We start from the raw sequence: 17,059 nt of genomic DNA, 5'->3' as shown, positions 1-17,059 counted from the left end.
AACGAACTGGGGGTACACAATGATTTACTTACGCAAAGCAGCCGAACGCGGTCATGCCAATCACGGCTGGTTAGACTCATGGCATACCTTCTCTTTTGCCAACTATTACGATCCAAATTTTATGGGCTTTTCCGCCTTGCGCGTGATTAACGATGATGTGATCGACGCCGGTCAGGGCTTCGGTACTCACCCGCACAAAGACATGGAAATCCTGACCTATGTACTGGAAGGCGCGGTTGAGCATCAGGACAGCATGGGCAATAAAGAGCAGGTGCCTGCGGGCGAGTTCCAGATTATGAGCGCCGGAACCGGGGTGCGTCACTCCGAGTACAACCCCAGCGAAACCGAGCGGCTGCACTTGTATCAAATCTGGATCATCCCGGAAAAAAATGGCATTGAGCCGCGCTACGAGCAGCGTCGTTTCGACGCCGTACAGGGCCGCCAGTTGGTGCTGTCACCGGATGCCCGTGACGGTTCGCTGAAAGTGAACCAGGATATGGAACTGTCGCGCTGGGCGCTGTTAAAAGATGAGCAAGGCGTGTACCCGATTGCCGCCGACCGCAATGTCTGGATCCAGGTCGTAAAAGGCAACGTCACTATTAACGGCACCAACGCCACCACCAGCGATGGCCTGGCGATCCGCGACGAGCAGGCGCTGTCGATTCATGCCGACAGCGATAGCGAAATCCTGCTGTTCGATCTGCCGCCGGTTTGAACTCTGTCTTAACAGCGGACCGCCCAGGCAGTGCGCTGTGTTCAAAAAACTGTGCTTTTTCCCGGGCTTCCACTGTTACAGAGGAAGCCCGGGCGTCGTCCGTGATAAACTCGCTTAACAGATCTATTTTGCGCCTTCGAGACGATGAAAAAGAAAAGACCGGTACTACAGGATGTGGCTGATCGCGTAGGCGTGACGAAAATGACCGTCAGCCGTTTCTTGCGTAATCCCGAGCAGGTATCCGAGGCGCTGCGCGGTAAAATCGCCACCGCGCTGGATGAGCTGGGCTACATTCCCAACCGTGCACCCGATATTCTTTCCAACGCCACCAGCCGCGCCATCGGCGTACTGCTACCGTCGCTCACTAACCAGGTGTTTGCAGAAGTGCTGCGCGGTATCGAAAGCGTGATTGATGCCCATGGCTACCAGACCATGCTGGCGCACTATGGCTATAAGCCCGAGCTGGAAGAGGAGCGCCTTGAGTCGATGCTCTCCTGGAATATCGACGGGCTGATCCTCACCGAACGCACCCACACGCCGCGTACCCTGAAAATGATCGAGGTGGCGGGCATTCCGGTGGTCGAGCTGATGGACAGCGTTTCACCTTGCCTGGACATCGCCGTCGGCTTCAATAATTTTGAAGCGGCGCGCCAGATGACGGCGGAAATCATTGCGCGTGGTCACACGCATGTGGCCTATCTGGGCGCGCGTCTTGATGAACGTACCATTCAAAAGCAGCGCGGCTACGAACAGGCGATGCGCGATGCGGGCCTGACGCCGTATAGCGTGATGGTCGAACAATCCTCTTCTTATTCCACGGGTATTGAACTGCTGCGCCAGGCGCGGCGCGAATTCCCTCAACTTGACAGTATCTTCTGCACCAATGACGATTTAGCTATCGGCGCGGCATTCGAGTGCCAGCGGCTGGGCCTGCGTATTCCTGAAGATATGGCCATCGCCGGTTTCCACGGTCACGATATCGGGCAGGTGATGGAACCCCGGCTGGCGAGCGTGCTGACGCCGCGTGAACGTATGGGGCGAATTGGCGCGGAACGCCTGTTAGCGCGTATCCGTGGCGAAATTGTGACGCCGAAGTTGTTAGATTTAGGTTTCACTTTATCGCCAGGCGGCTCGATTTAACCTCGCCAAATTTGAACTAGCTCACACTTATTAACTCTGGCGACGCGCGGTGATTGCGTCGCCCACAGTGCCGCATGACAATGTTACCGATAACTGTTACCCGTAACATTTCCCTTCTAACGTTTTGTGCCAGTGGAGCAACGCGATGAGCACGACTAATCATGATCACCACATCTACGTCTTAATGGGCGTATCCGGCAGCGGTAAATCCGCCGTAGCCAGCGAAGTGGCGCACCGCCTGAAAGCGGCTTTTCTGGATGGCGATTTTCTGCATCCGCGCAGTAACATTATGAAAATGGCGTCCGGCGAGCCGCTGAACGATGACGATCGCAAACCGTGGCTGAAAGCCTTGAACGACGCGGCCTTTGCCATGCAGCGTACCAATAAAGTGTCGCTGATCGTCTGCTCATCCCTGAAAAAAGACTACCGCGACCAGCTACGCGACGGTAACCCGAACCTCTCTTTTATCTATCTGAAAGGGGAATCTGAGGTGATCGAAGGGCGTCTGAAAGCGCGTAAAGGGCATTTTTTCAAACCGCAGATGCTGGTAACGCAATTCCAGACCCTGGAAGAACCGAAAGCCGACGAGACCGACGTCATCGTTATTGATATCGATCAGCCGCTGGAAGGCGTGGTGGAAAGCACCATCGCTGCAATTGGAGAAGGCAAGGCGGCGTGAATACTTTAACATTGGTGTTAACAGCAGTCGGCTCCGTGCTGTTACTGCTGTTTTTAGTGATGAAGGCCCGTATGCACGCCTTCGTTGCGTTGATGGTGGTGTCTATTGGTGCAGGACTTTTCTCTGGTATGCCGCTCGATAAGATTGCGGCAACCATGGAAAAAGGGATGGGCGGCACGCTGGGTTTTCTGGCGGTCGTGGTGGCGCTGGGCGCCATGTTTGGCAAGATCCTTCATGAAACCGGCGCAGTCGACCAGATTGCCGTCAAGATGCTCAAATCCTTCGGGCACAGCAAAGCGCACTACGCCATTGGTCTCGCGGGCCTGATCTGCGCGCTGCCGCTGTTCTTTGAAGTGGCGATTGTCCTGCTGATAAGCGTGGCGTTTTCTATGGCGCGCCACACCGGCACTAACCTGGTGAAGCTGGTGATCCCCCTGTTTGCCGGCGTAGCGGCGGCGGCGGCCTTTTTGCTGCCAGGGCCTGCGCCGATGTTGCTGGCCTCCCAGATGCACGCCGATTTTGGCTGGATGATCCTGATTGGCCTGTGCGCCGCGATACCCAGTATGCTGATCGCCGGGCCGCTGTTCGGCAACGTCATCAGCAAGCATGTAGAACTGCATATCCCGGATGACATCAGCGAGCCGCATTTAGGTGAGGGCAAACTTCCGTCTTTCGGCTTTAGCCTGTCGTTGATCCTGCTGCCGCTGGTGCTGGTGGGCCTGAAAACCATCGCCGCGCGCTTTACTGAACAGGGCTCGCAGCTTTATGAATGGCTACAGTTTATCGGCCATCCGTTTACCGCCATCCTGATTGCCTGCCTGGTGGCGATGTACGGCCTGGCGATGCGTCGCGGAATGCCGCGCGAGCGGGTGATGGAAATTTGCGGTCATGCGCTGCAACCTGCCGGGATTATCCTGCTGGTGATTGGCGCAGGCGGCGTATTTAAACAGGTGCTGGTGGATTCCGGCGTGGGCCCGGCGCTGGGCGAAGCGTTAACCGGTATGGGCTTGCCGATTGCCATTACCTGCTTTGTGCTGGCGGCGGCGGTGCGTATTATCCAGGGTTCCGCCACGGTCGCCTGCCTGACGGCGGTTGGGCTGGTGATGCCGGTGATCGAGCAGTTGCATTACTCCGGCGCACAGCTTGCAGCGCTGTCGATTTGCATCGCGGGCGGGTCAATTGTGGTGAGCCACGTTAATGACGCCGGGTTCTGGCTGTTCGGTAAGTTTACCGGCGCGACTGAAGGGCAAACTCTTAAAACCTGGACGCTGATGGAGACCATCCTCGGAACGGTTGGCGCGATTGTCGGAATGATCGCGTTTGCGATAGTAAGTTAAGCGTTAACCCACTGGCGTGCCTGCCGCACGCCAGTTTCCTGGCCCGTTACCCCTTCATCCACGCCCGAATACCGTCCAGGAACATCTGGGTGGAGAGCATCACCAGCACCAGCCCCATCAACCGTTCCAACGCATTGACCCCTTTCTCACCGAGCAGGCGCAAAAACAGCGATGACTGCAACAGGATCGCCACCGTACCGCCCCAGGCAATCAGCAGCGCGATAACCAAATGCCCCATCTGATTAGGATACTGGTGCGACAGCAGCATCAGCGTTGCCAGAATCGTCGGGCCGGCCACCAGCGGGATCGCCAGCGGTACGATAAACGGCTCTTCCCCGGCGGGCAGGCCGCTGGCGTTCCCCTCCTGGCTGGGAAAAATCATTTTAATAGCAATCAGGAACAGAATAATCCCGCCGGAGATGGAAACCGTCTCGGCGCGCAAATTCAGAAACGCGAGTATTTTTTCACCGGCAAACAGGAAAATCAGCATCAGCAGCAGGGCGATTAACAGCTCGCGAATCATAATCGCCCGCCGCCGCTTCGGTTCGGTGTGTTTTAGAACCGACATAAAAATTGGCAGATTGCCTAAGGGATCCATAATGAGGATCAGCAAAACGGCGGCGGAGATAATGTCATTCATGTACGCATTTCCTGTAAATCGGGTCCACTGCCCGCTTAAATAAGTTGCTTTACTGATGATCGCGCGATCATTGATTTATTTCACTTGCGACTTTAGCTGCATTTTGTAAGGTGAAAGGATGTCCGGCTTTCCCCGGCACGCACAACACGCACACACCTCGCAGGAATGATTCGCTATGAAAAATGTTGGTTTTATCGGCTGGCGCGGAATGGTTGGCTCCGTACTCATGCAACGCATGGTTGAAGAGCGCGATTTTGACGCCATTCGTCCCGTCTTCTTTTCCACTTCCCAGCTTGGGCAGGCTGCGCCGTCTTTTGGCGGCCACCAGGGCGGCACGCTTCAGGACGCGTATTCTATCGACGCACTGAAGGCGCTGGATATTATCGTTACGTGCCAGGGCGGCGATTATACCAACGAAATTTATCCAAAGCTGCGTGAAAGCGGCTGGCAAGGATACTGGATTGACGCCGCCTCGTCGCTGCGTATGAAAGATGACGCCATCATTATTCTTGATCCGGTCAACCAACATGTCATTACCGAAGGCTTAAACAAGGGCGTGAAGGCGTTTGTCGGCGGCAACTGCACCGTCAGCCTGATGCTGATGTCGCTGGGCGGCCTGTTCGCGCAGAACCTGGTGGAGTGGGTGTCCGTGGCGACTTATCAGGCGGCCTCCGGCGGCGGCGCGCGCCATATGCGCGAACTGCTGGCGCAGATGGGCCAACTGTATAACGGGGTAGCGAGCGAACTGGCCGATCCGGCTTCCGCTATTCTGGATATCGAACGTAAAGTCACCGCCCTGACTCGTAGCGGCCAGTTGCCGGTTGATAATTTCGGCGTACCGCTGGCGGGCAGCCTGATCCCGTGGATCGACAAACAGCTGGACAACGGCCAGAGCCGCGAAGAGTGGAAGGGCCAGGCGGAAACCAACAAAATCCTCGGCACCTCGTCCGCGATCCCGGTAGATGGTCTGTGCGTCCGCGTCGGCGCGCTGCGCTGCCACAGCCAGGCGTTCACCATTAAACTGAAAAAAGATGTTTCGCTTTCCTCTATCGAGGAAATGCTGGCGACCCATAACGACTGGGTGAACGTGGTGCCGAACGACCGCGACATCACCGTGCGTGAACTGACCCCGGCGGCAGTAACCGGCACGCTGGCGACTCCGGTAGGCCGCCTGCGTAAACTCAATATGGGCCCGGAATATCTGTCCGCCTTCACGGTTGGCGACCAGTTATTGTGGGGGGCCGCCGAGCCACTGCGTCGTATGTTACGGCAGTTGGCGTAACAGGAAATCATAACGGGAGTGCGTAAGCGCTCCTTTTTTTTGGCACAGGCGAATGTAAACCAGTTTGTTGCAATTTTTCTGAGGAGTCAGATAGCGCGTTGGCTATGCTTAAGGTTCGGGTGGTTTTACCGCTGAAACTTGAAGGTGGGAACGATCGGCCAGAGGATGACGAAGTGGCTGCTCGTTCAGGTCAAAAGAAGTATCACGACCAGACGCTTATGCGTAGGGCGATACATAAAAACAGGATGACGAAACCATGTCTGATCGCATCGATAGAGACGTGATTAATGCGCTTATTGCGGGCCATTTTGCGGATCCTTTTTCCGTACTAGGCATGCACAAAACCGAAGCCGGGCTGGAAGTCCGTGCGCTGTTACCGGACGCCACCGAAGTGTGGGTCATCGAACCGAAAACCGGTCGTAAGGTCGGCAAGCTGGAATGCCTTGATTCCCGTGGGTTCTTTAGCGGCGTGCTGGCTCGCCGTAAAAACTTTTTTCGTTACCAACTGGCGGTCCTCTGGCACGGCCAGCAGAACTTAATTGACGATCCTTATCGCTTTGGTCCGCTGTTGCAGGAAATGGACGCGTGGCTGCTGTCGGAAGGCACACATCTACGCCCATACGAAACCCTGGGCGCCCATGCGCAAACCATGGATGGCGTTACCGGCACCCGCTTTACGCTCTGGGCACCCAACGCGCGCCGCGTTTCCGTAGTCGGCCAGTTCAACTACTGGGATGGACGGCGTCACCCGATGCGTTTTCGTAAAGAGAGCGGGATTTGGGAACTGTTTATCCCCGGCGCGCATAACGGTCAGCTCTATAAATTCGAAATGATTGATGCCAATGGCAACCTGCGTATTAAAGCTGACCCTTACGCGTTTGAGGCGCAGATGCGCCCGGAAACGGCATCGATGATTTGCGATCTGCCGGAAAAAACGACCATCAGTCCGGCAAGGCAAAAAGCCAACCATATGGACGCGCCGATCTCCATTTATGAAGTGCATTTAGGCTCCTGGCGACGCCATACCGAGAACAACTTCTGGCTGAGCTATCGTGAACTCGCCGAACAGTTGGTGCCGTATGTCAAAGGCATGGGCTTTACCCATATCGAACTGCTGCCGATTAACGAACATCCTTTCGACGGTAGCTGGGGCTATCAGCCGCTGGGGCTGTATGCGCCGACCCGCCGCTTCGGCACCCGTGACGACTTTAAATACTTTATTAATGCCGCCCATGCCGCTGGATTGAACGTCATCCTCGACTGGGTGCCTGGCCATTTCCCCAGCGATGAATTTGGCCTGGCGAATTTTGACGGCACCGAACTTTATGAGCACAGCGACCCGCGCGAGGGTTATCACCAGGACTGGAATACGCTGATCTATAACTATGGTCGCCGTGAAGTCAGTAACTATCTGGTGGGCAACGCTCTGTACTGGACAGAGCGTTTCGGCATTGACGCCCTGCGCGTGGACGCGGTGGCATCGATGATTTATCGCGATTATAGCCGCGCTGAAGGGGAGTGGATCCCCAATGAATACGGCGGCCGTGAAAACCTCGAAGCGATTGAATTCCTGCGCAATACCAACCGCGTGCTGGGCGAGCAGGTGCATGGCGCGGTAACCATGGCGGAAGAGTCCACCGATTTTCCTGGCGTGTCGCGCCCCTCTTCAGCGGGCGGCCTGGGGTTCTGGTTTAAGTGGAACCTGGGCTGGATGCACGACACTCTCGACTACATGAAGCTCGATCCGGTGCACCGCCAGTACCATCACGACAAGATGACCTTCGGGATGCTGTACAACTACACCGAAAACTTTGTGCTGCCGCTGTCGCATGATGAAGTGGTGCACGGTAAAAAATCGATTCTGGACCGTATGCCGGGCGATGCGTGGCAAAGATTCGCTAACCTGCGCGCCTACTATGGCTGGATGTGGGCATTCCCGGGTAAAAAATTGCTGTTTATGGGTAACGAATTCGCCCAGGGCCGCGAGTGGAATCACGACTCCAGCCTCGACTGGCACCTGCTGGAAGGCGGCGATAACTGGCATCATGGCGTTCAGCGACTGGTACGCGACCTGAACCATACCTATCGCCACCATAAAGCCATGCATGAACTGGATTTCGATCCTAATGGCTTTGAATGGCTGGTCGTAGAGGACAAAGCGAATTCGGTGTTTGTCTTTGTGCGCCGTGACCGCGAGGGCAACGAAATCATCGTCGCCGCTAACTTTACGCCGGTGCCGCGTCATGAATACCGCTTTGGCGTTAATCAACCGGGGCGCTGGCGTGAAGAACTGAATACCGACTCCATGCACTATCACGGCAGCAACACCGGCAATGGCGGCGTCGTGCAGACCGATGCGATCCCAAGCCATGGGCGCGACAACTCACTGTGCATTACCATCCCGCCGCTGGCGACCATCTGGTTAGTCCGGGAGGGGGAATGAGCCTGCTGGCTACAGGGAACCCAACGCCGCTCGGCGCGCACTTTGACGGGAAAGGCGTGAATTTCACGCTGTTTTCCGCTAATGCCGAAAAAGTCGAACTGTGCTTGTTCGACGAGCAGGGTAATGAACATCGCTATGATTTACCGGCGCGTACCGGGGATGTCTGGCACGGTTATTTAGCCAATATTCGCCCCGGGCAGCGTTACGGTTACCGGGTTCACGGCCCCTGGGCACCGCGCCAGGGGCATCGCTTCAACCCCGCCAAATTACTGCTCGACCCGTGCGCGCGCGCGGTTGACGGCGATGTCGAAGACTCGCCGCTGCTGCACGGCGGCTATCAGGAACCTGACCATCGCGACAGCGCGCCCATCGCGCCGAAAGGCGTGGTGATTCAGGATGACTACGACTGGGAAGACGATGAATTGCTGTATACGCCCTGGGGCGAGACGGTGATTTATGAAGGCCATGTGCGCGGCCTGACGCAGTTACATCCGAAAATCCCCGTCGCGATGCGGGGCACCTATGCCGCGCTGGGCCACCCGGTGATGATCGACTATTTCAAGCGCCTGGGGATCACGGCGCTGGAACTGCTACCGATTGCCCATTTCGCCAACGAGCCGCGTTTGCAGCGCCTGGGGTTAACCAATTACTGGGGATACAACCCGTTCGCATTATGGTGCGTGTCGCCACGTTATGCCATTAATCATGATGTTACCACCGCCGTGGACGAGTTTCGCGATGCGGTGAAAGCGCTGCATCGCGCGGGGATTGAAGTGATCCTGGATATCGTTCTCAACCACACGGCGGAGATTGATGAGGAAGGGCCGACCTTTTCGATGCGCGGAATCGACAACCGTAGCTATTATTGGTTACAGGACAACGGCGACGACTATAACTGGACCGGGTGCGGCAATACCGTGAACCTCAGCAGCCCCGGCGTGGTGGATTTCGCTATCGGCTGCCTGAAATTCTGGGTAGAAGAGTGCCATGTCGACGGCTTCCGCTTTGACCTGGCGTCGGTAATGGGGCGCACCCCGGAATTCCGCCAGGATGCGCCGCTGTTTGAGGCAATTCGCCAGGATCCGGTGCTGTCGAAAGTGAAGCTGATCGCCGAGCCCTGGGATATTGGAGCAGGCGGCTACCAGGTAGGGAACTACCCGCCTTTATTCGCGGAGTGGAACGACCATTACCGTGACGGTATGCGGCGCTTCTGGCTACAGCAGGATCTCTCGTTAGGGGGATTCGCCTGCCGGTTTGCCGCATCCAGCGACGTCTTTCGTGATGATGGCCGCCCGCCGTCCGCCAGTATTAATTTAATCACCGCCCACGACGGCTTTACGCTGCGTGACTGCGTAAGCTTTAACAATAAGCACAACGAAGCCAACGGCGAAGACAATCGTGACGGTACCACCCACAACTTCAGCAATAACTACGGCTTTGAAGGGCTGGAGGCGGGGCAACATATTAAAGAGCGGCGGCGCGACAGTATTCATGCGCTGCTAACGACGTTATTGCTTTCTCAGGGTACCCCGATGCTGCTCGCCGGTGATGAACACGGTCATAGCCAGCACGGCAATAATAATGCCTACTGCCAGGACAACGAACTGACCTGGCTCGACTGGGCCCATAGCAATGACGGGTTAACGACATTTACAGCGGCGTTAATTCACCTGCGCAAGACGATCCCGGCGCTGACCGAGAATCGCTGGTGGGATGAAGGTGATAACAACGTTCGCTGGTTGAATCGAGAGGGTCAACCTCTCCGGGCTGATGAGTGGCAAGGTGGACCGCGCTTTTTGCAGATCCAGCTTTCTGAGCATTGGCTTATTGCGATCAATGCAACCGATGTGGTGTCAGAGATCGTCTTACCCCAAGGGGAATGGCGTGCTATCCCCCCATTTGCCGGAGAGGACAATCCGGTAGTAATGGCTGTATGGCATGGGCCCGCGCACGGAGTGTGCGTATTCCAAAAGTCATAATAAAAGGAGTCAGTCATGGTTAGGTTTGAAAAGAACGATCCTCTGATGTTAGCGCGACAACTGCCTATAAAATCTGTCGCTTTAATACTGGCGGGTGGCCGCGGCACGCGCCTCAAAGATTTAACCACTACCCGTGCAAAACCTGCCGTTCACTTTGGCGGGAAGTTCCGCATCATCGACTTTGCATTATCCAACTGTATTAACTCGGGCATCCGCCGGATTGGGGTGATCACCCAGTACCAGTCTCATACTCTGGTGCAGCATATCCAGCGCGGTTGGTCGTTTTTCAGCGAAGAGATGAACGAGTTTGTCGATTTGCTTCCCGCGCAGCAGCGCGTACACGGCGAAAACTGGTATCGCGGTACCGCTGATGCCGTGACCCAGAACCTCGATATTATCCGGCGCTACGGAGCCGAATACATCGTGATTCTGGCGGGGGACCATATCTACAAACAAGACTATTCGCGCATGTTGATCGACCACGTGGAAAAAGGCGCGCGCTGTACGGTGGCGTGTATGCCGGTTCCTAAGGCGGAAGCAACGGCATTTGGCGTGATGGACGTAGACGAGAACGACAAAATCATCGATTTCGTCGAGAAACCGGCCGATCCGCCGACCATGCCGAATGATCCGAGCAAGTCCCTGGCCAGTATGGGGATTTATATATTTGATGCTGACTACCTGTACGCGTTGCTGGAAGAAGATGACAACGATCCGAATTCCAGCCACGATTTCGGCAAAGATATTATCCCGAAACTGACGGCAGCAGGGGAAGCCTATGCCCACCCGTTCCCGCTCTCCTGTGTGCAGTCCGATCCAGACTCCGAGCCCTACTGGCGCGACGTGGGAACACTGGAAGCCTACTGGAAAGCCAACCTCGATCTCGCCTCCGTGACCCCGGAGCTGGATATGTACGATCGCGATTGGCCAATTCGTACTCACATGGAACCGCTACCGCCTGCTAAATTTGTACAGGACCGATCCGGCAGTCATGGGATGACCCTGAACTCGCTGGTGTCCGGCGGATGCATTATTTCCGGTTCCGTGGTGGTTCAGTCGGTGCTGTTCCCCAGGGTACGGGTAAATTCATTCTGTAATATTGATTCTTCTGTCTTGTTGCCAGATGTCTGGATTGGCCGTTCGTGCCGTCTGCGTCGCTGCATTATTGACCGTGCCTGCGTGATCCCTGAAGGTATGGTGATTGGTGAAAATGCGGAAGAAGATGCTCGCCGGTTCTATCGCTCCGAAGAAGGGATTGTCTTGGTTACGCGCGAGATGCTCAGGAAACTGGAAGGGTAATTGCGCAGGGAATAACCGCGCGGCGCAGGTCGCGCGGTTAAATTTCGCGTTTGGCGCGCATTTTCGCGCCGGGTAATTGAACGGGAGCCATAATGCAGGTTTTACACGTTTGTTCTGAAATGTTTCCGCTGCTGAAAACAGGTGGTCTGGCGGATGTGATTGGGGCGTTGCCCGCCGCGCAGATTGCCGATGGCGTGGATACCCGCGTGCTGTTGCCCGCATTCCCTGATATTCGACGCGGCGTCACTGATGCCCAGCAGGTTGCGCACCGCGACACGTTCGCCGGGCCGGTAACGTTGCTGTTCGGGCATTTCAACGGCGTCGGTATCTATATGATTGACGCCCCGGATCTGTATGACCGTCCGGGCAGCCCTTATCACGACACCAATCAGTACGCGTACCCGGATAACGTTATCCGCTTTGCGCTGCTGGGCTGGGCGGGTTGTGAAATGGCGTGCGGATTCGACCCCTTCTGGAAGCCGGATGTGGTTCACGCCCACGACTGGCATGCCGGACTGGCGCCTGCCTACCTCGCGGCGCGCGGTAATCCGGCGAAATCAGTCTTCACGGTCCATAACCTGGCGTATCAGGGCATGTTCTACGCCCATCACATGAGCGAAATTGGCCTGCCGTGGTGGTTCTTCGACATCAACGGCCTGGAGTTCAACGGCCAGATTTCCTTCTTAAAAGCCGGGCTTTACTACGCCGACCATATCACGGCGGTCAGCCCGACCTATGCCCGTGAAATCACCGAGCCGCAGTTCGCCTACGGTATGGAAGGGCTGCTTCAGCAGCGCCATCGCGAAGGCAGGCTATCCGGCATCCTCAACGGTGTGGATGAGAACATCTGGGACCCGTCAACGGACCTGCTCTTGTCTGCACGATATAACCGCGATACGTTAGAAGAGAAAGCGGAAAACAAACGCCAGCTGCAAGTTGCCATGGGATTGAAGGTGAATGACAAAGTCCCGCTGTTTGCAGTGGTGAGCCGACTTACCAGCCAGAAAGGTCTCGACCTGGTGCTGGAAGCGCTGCCGGGCCTGCTGGAGCAGGGCGGGCAGTTGGCATTGCTTGGCGCGGGTGATGCGGTGTTGCAGGAAGGTTTCCTTGCCGCCGCTGCCGAACATCCGGGCCAGGTCGGGGTACAGATTGGTTATCACGAGGCGTTTTCCCACCGCATCATGGGCGGCGCGGATGTGATCCTGGTCCCCAGCCGATTTGAGCCGTGCGGATTAACGCAGCTCTATGGTTTGAAATATGGCACGCTGCCGCTGGTGCGCCGCACCGGTGGTTTAGCCGATACCGTGTCAGATAGCTCGCTGGAGAATTTAGCCGATGGAATGGCCAGTGGTTTCGTGTTTGAAGATAGTAATGCCTGGTCGCTGCTACGTGCGATTCGGCGTGCTTTCGTGTTGTGGTCGCGTCCATCACTTTGGCGGTTTGTTCAGCGTCAGGCGATGGGCATGGATTTTAGCTGGCATGTCGCGGCGAAGTCTTACCGCGAACTTTATCAACGCTTGATGTAACTATCCAGGAATCACATGTATGAATGCACCCTTTTCCTATTCATCCCCCACCGTCAGCGTTGAGGCGCTAAAGCATTCCATCGCTTATAAGCTGATGTTTACCATCGGTAAAGATCCGGCTATCGCCAACAAGCATGAATGGCTGAACGCAACGCTGTTTGCGGTAAGGGATCGTCTGGTGGAGCGCTGGTTGCGCTCCAATCGCGCGCAGCTTTCCCAGGAAATGCGTCAGGTTTACTACCTGTCGATGGAGTTTCTGATTGGTCGCACCCTCTCTAACGCCCTGCTGTCGCTGGGTATTTACGATGACGTCAAAGATGCGCTCGAAGAGATGGGCCTCGATCTGGAAGAACTGATCGGTGAAGAGAATGACCCCGGCCTCGGTAACGGCGGCCTCGGGCGTCTCGCCGCCTGTTTCCTGGACTCTCTGGCGACCTTAGGGCTGCCGGGGCGTGGTTATGGAATTCGCTACGACTACGGTATGTTCCGGCAAAATATTGTCGATGGCCGTCAAAAAGAGTCCCCTGATTACTGGCTGGAATACGGTAACCCGTGGGAATTTAAACGCCACAACACCCGCTACAAAGTGCGCTTCGGCGGACGTATTCAGCAGGAAGGCAAGAAAACCCGCTGGATTGAAACCGAAGAGATCCTGGCCGTCGCCTATGACCAGATTATCCCCGGATACGATACCGACGCCACCAACACGCTGCGCCTGTGGAATGCCCAGGCGAGTAGCGAAATCAACCTCGGTAAATTCAACCAGGGCGACTACTTCGCGGCGGTGGAAGATAAAAACCACTCGGAAAACGTCTCCCGCGTGCTGTATCCGGATGACTCGACCTATTCCGGGCGCGAGCTGCGTTTGCGTCAGGAGTACTTCCTGGTGTCGGCTACCATCCAGGATATCCTGAGCCGCCATTACCAGATGCATAAAACCTATGCCAATCTGGCGGATAAAATCGCGATTCACCTGAACGACACCCACCCGGTGCTGTCGATTCCCGAACTGATGCGCTTGCTGATCGACGAGCATAAGTTTGGTTGGGATGAAGCCTTTGAAGTCACCTGCCAGGTGTTCTCTTACACCAACCACACGTTGATGAGCGAGGCGCTGGAAAGCTGGCCGGTAGATATGCTGGGCAAAATCCTGCCGCGCCATCTGCAAATCATTTTCGAGATCAACGACTACTTCCTGAAAACCGTTCAGGAGCAGTACCCGAACGACACAGCATTGCTTAGCCGCACCTCAATTATCGACGAATCCAACGGTCGTAAAGTGCGTATGGCCTGGCTGGCGGTGGTGGTGAGCCATAAAGTTAACGGCGTATCGGAACTGCACTCAAACCTGATGGTGCAATCGCTGTTCGCCGATTTCGCGCGCATCTTCCCGATGCGTTTCTGCAACGTGACCAACGGCGTGACGCCGCGCCGCTGGCTGGCGCTGGCAAACCCGGCGCTGTCTGAAGTGCTGGACGATCACATTGGCCGCAACTGGCGTACCGATTTAAGCCAGTTGAGCGAACTCAAGCAGCATATCGACTATCCGCTGGTAAACCAGGCGGTGCGTCAGGCCAAGCTCGAAAACAAAAAGCGGCTGGCAAATGTCATTGCCCAGCAACTGGATGTGGTGGTCAACCCGAAAGCGCTGTTCGATGTGCAGATTAAGCGTATTCACGAGTACAAACGTCAGCTGATGAATGTCCTGCACGTGATTACCCGCTATAACCGCATCAAGGCCGACCCGAATGCCGACTGGGTGCCGCGCGTGAACATTTTCGCCGGTAAAGCCGCGTCGGCGTATTACATGGCGAAACACATTATTCACCTGATCAACGATGTGGCTGAGGTGATCAACAACGATCCCGATGTGCGCGACCATCTGAAAGTGGTGTTTATCCCGAACTACAGCGTCAGCCTGGCGCAGGTGATTATCCCGGCGGCGGATCTTTCCGAACAGATCTCCCTGGCGGGCACCGAAGCGTCTGGCACCAGCAACATGAAATTCGCTCTCAACGGTGCGCTGACTATCGGCACGCTGGACGGCGCAAATGTCGAAATGCTGGAGCACGTTGGCGCGGAGAACATGTTTATCTTTGGCAACACGGCGGAACAGGTCGAGGAATTGCGCCGCAAAGGTTACAAGCCGCGCGAGTACTACGAGCAGGATGAAGAGCTGCATCTGGCGTTAACCCAGATCGGCACCGGCGTCTTTAGCCCGGAAGATAAAAACCGTTACCGCGATCTGCTCGATTCCCTGATCAACTTTGGCGACCACTATCAGGTGCTGGCGGATTACCGCAGCTACGTGGATACCCAGGATAAAGTGGATGAGCTGTATCGTCAGCCGGAAGCCTGGTCCACCTGCGCGATGCAGAATATTGCCAATATGGGGTATTTCTCGTCCGACCGGACGATTCAGGAGTACGCCGAAAATATCTGGAATATCAAGCCAGTACGCTTGTAAAGCGGCCATAAAAAAACGGCGGAGATCCTCCGCCGTTTTTCTTTTAAGAGGCTAACGAAAGCTCTTGTTTCGTGTATTTAGCGAGCCAGCCCGCGATGCGCGACTCCTGCTCGGCATTTAGCCACATGCCTGTCTTGGTACGACGCCATACCGCATCATCCAGACGGCGCACCCACTCGTGGTCCACCAGGTAGCGCAGTTCCGCCTCATAAAACTCATGACCGAAATCTTCGCCTAGTTCCTCAAGACGACTGCTGTTGCCCAGAATCAGATCGCTGTTTGAACCGTAAGTCCGCGCATAGTGGCGCGCCAGCGATTCGCTGATAAACGGATAGCGGCGGCGCAGTTTCGCGGCGTAGTCATCGCGGTCGCCGTTCAGTTCACCGCCAGGCAGAATACAGCTTTTGGTCCAGGCCGGGCCCATAGACGGGTAGTAGTTAGCCAGTTTTTCCAGCGCGTGTTCCGCCAGCTTACGGTAGGTGGTCAGCTTACCGCCGAATACCGACAGCAGCGGCGCCTGGCCGTTTTCATCGTGAATATCCAGCGTATAGTCGCGGGTAATAGCCTGTGGCGAGTCGGATTCATCATCGCACAGCGGACGCACGCCGGAGTAGGTCCACACCACGTCGTCGCGGTTAAGCTGCTTTTTAAAGTGCAGGTTATAAACCTTCAGCAGGTAATTAATTTCGCTCTCATCAATCGCCACCTGTTTCGGATCGCCGTTGTACTCCACGTCGGTGGTGCCGATAATCGAAAACTCGTCCATCCATGGGATCACAAACACGATGCGCTTATCTTCGTTTTGCAGGATGTACGCCTGCTTCTGCTGATGAACGCGCGGCACGACGATATGGCTGCCTTTAATCAGACGGATGCCGTACGGCGACGGCAGTTTCAGCCCGTCATCAAAGAAGTTTTTTACCCACGGACCGGTAGCGTTCACCAGGCCGCGTGCGCGCCAGGTGTAGGTTTTGCCGGTATCGATATCTTCTGCTTCCACTACCCACAGGCCGTTTTCGCGGCGGGCGGAGGTGGCTTTGGTGCGGGTCATCACTTCGCCGCCTTTCTTTACCACCATCTGCGCGTTCGCGAGCACCAGGCGCGCATCGTCCACCCAGCAGTCAGAATATTCGAAACCGCGCACAATCTCCGGTTTCAGTACCGAATCCGCGCCAAAGCGCAAACCGTGCGAGCGCGGCAGGCTGGTGCGCTTGCCGAGGTTATCGTACATAAACAGTCCAGCGCGGATCATCCAGGCTGGGCGTAAATGCGGGCGGTGCGGCAGGCGGAAACGCATCGGGAACGCAATATGCGGGGCCATTTTCAGCAGCACTTCACGTTCTGCCAGCGCCTCGCTGACCAGACGGAATTCATAATGTTCCAGGTAACGTAAGCCGCCGTGGATCAGCTTTGAACTTGCCGATGAGGTGGCACAGGCCAAATCCTGCGCTTCCAGCATCAGCACCGATAAACCGCGCCCGGCTGCATCCACCGCAATGCCTGCGCCGTTAATGCCTCCGCCTATCACAATCAGATCTTTGGTTTCCATGCT

12 protein-coding genes are annotated in these 17,059 nt (G+C 56.1%); 10 read left to right on the top strand and 2 right to left on the bottom strand.

The genetic code is table 11. The annotated features are described in order from the left end of the window. Positions 1-19 precede the first annotated feature (19 nt). The 4 genes from RT120_RS09020 to gntU all read left to right on the top strand — a co-directional run bounded on the left by RT120_RS09020 (position 20) and on the right by gntU (position 3,871). Complete coding sequence (locus tag RT120_RS09020; protein ID WP_312981967.1) at positions 20-715, top strand: pirin family protein; 696 nt, start codon at positions 20-22, stop codon at positions 713-715. A 144-nt stretch (positions 716-859) separates the two neighbouring features. Beyond that, positions 860-1,855 (top strand): gluconate operon transcriptional repressor GntR, encoded by a 996-nt coding sequence (gene gntR / locus RT120_RS09015; protein ID WP_312981966.1) that lies wholly within the window; start codon positions 860-862, stop codon positions 1,853-1,855. A 145-nt stretch (positions 1,856-2,000) separates the two neighbouring features. Further along, positions 2,001-2,534 carry a gluconokinase gene (gene gntK / locus RT120_RS09010; protein WP_312981965.1) on the top strand — a complete coding sequence of 178 codons (534 nt, stop codon included), beginning with the start codon at positions 2,001-2,003 and terminating at the stop codon, positions 2,532-2,534. Beyond that, entirely contained in the window at positions 2,531-3,871 is a 1,341-nt protein-coding gene (gene gntU, locus RT120_RS09005; RefSeq protein WP_312981964.1) for a gluconate transporter, read from the top strand. The genes gntK and gntU overlap by 4 nt, the downstream gene beginning before the upstream one ends. Before the next feature lie 46 nt (positions 3,872-3,917). On the opposite strand, the gene RT120_RS09000 is transcribed toward gntU, so the two are convergent. Continuing rightward, on the bottom strand, positions 3,918-4,511 hold the full coding sequence (locus RT120_RS09000) for a YhgN family NAAT transporter (RefSeq protein ID WP_002436499.1): 594 nt from the start codon (positions 4,509-4,511) through the stop codon (positions 3,918-3,920). Between the two features lie 175 nt (positions 4,512-4,686). On the opposite strand from RT120_RS09000, the gene asd reads away from it, so the two are divergent. From asd to glgP, 6 genes are all read left to right on the top strand, one after another. After that, positions 4,687-5,793: an aspartate-semialdehyde dehydrogenase gene (gene asd, locus RT120_RS08995; RefSeq protein WP_312981963.1), complete on the top strand. Its 1,107-nt coding sequence runs from the start codon at positions 4,687-4,689 to the stop codon at positions 5,791-5,793. A 256-nt stretch (positions 5,794-6,049) separates the two neighbouring features. Then, positions 6,050-8,236: a 1,4-alpha-glucan branching enzyme gene (glgB, locus tag RT120_RS08990; RefSeq protein WP_312981962.1), complete on the top strand. Its 2,187-nt coding sequence runs from the start codon at positions 6,050-6,052 to the stop codon at positions 8,234-8,236. Continuing rightward, entirely contained in the window at positions 8,233-10,215 is a 1,983-nt protein-coding gene (gene glgX, locus RT120_RS08985; RefSeq protein ID WP_312981960.1) for a glycogen debranching protein GlgX, read from the top strand. The genes glgB and glgX overlap by 4 nt, the downstream gene beginning before the upstream one ends. A gap of 15 nt (positions 10,216-10,230) precedes the next feature. Beyond that, positions 10,231-11,514, top strand: a complete 1,284-nt coding sequence (gene glgC / locus RT120_RS08980; RefSeq protein ID WP_312981958.1) for a glucose-1-phosphate adenylyltransferase — start codon at positions 10,231-10,233, stop codon at positions 11,512-11,514. Positions 11,515-11,606: 92 nt separating this feature from the next. After that, positions 11,607-13,040, top strand: coding sequence for a glycogen synthase GlgA (glgA, locus tag RT120_RS08975; protein WP_312981956.1), 1,434 nt, complete (start codon positions 11,607-11,609; stop codon positions 13,038-13,040). A gap of 19 nt (positions 13,041-13,059) precedes the next feature. Continuing rightward, a complete protein-coding gene (glgP, locus tag RT120_RS08970) occupies positions 13,060-15,507 on the top strand; it encodes a glycogen phosphorylase (RefSeq protein WP_312981954.1) in 2,448 nt (815 codons plus the stop codon). A 43-nt stretch (positions 15,508-15,550) separates the two neighbouring features. Here the strand turns inward: glgP and glpD are convergent, their stop codons facing one another. Next, positions 15,551-17,056 carry a glycerol-3-phosphate dehydrogenase gene (gene glpD, locus RT120_RS08965; RefSeq protein WP_312981952.1) on the bottom strand — a complete coding sequence of 502 codons (1,506 nt, stop codon included), beginning with the start codon at positions 17,054-17,056 and terminating at the stop codon, positions 15,551-15,553. Between the last annotated feature and the right edge of the window lie 3 nt (positions 17,057-17,059).

Origin of the sequence: Atlantibacter sp., assembly GCF_032062175.1 — a bacterium.
GTDB lineage: Bacteria > Pseudomonadota > Gammaproteobacteria > Enterobacterales > Enterobacteriaceae > Atlantibacter.
Note: the sequence above shows the minus strand (reverse complement) of the source record. Positions and strands in the feature narration are given on the sequence as shown.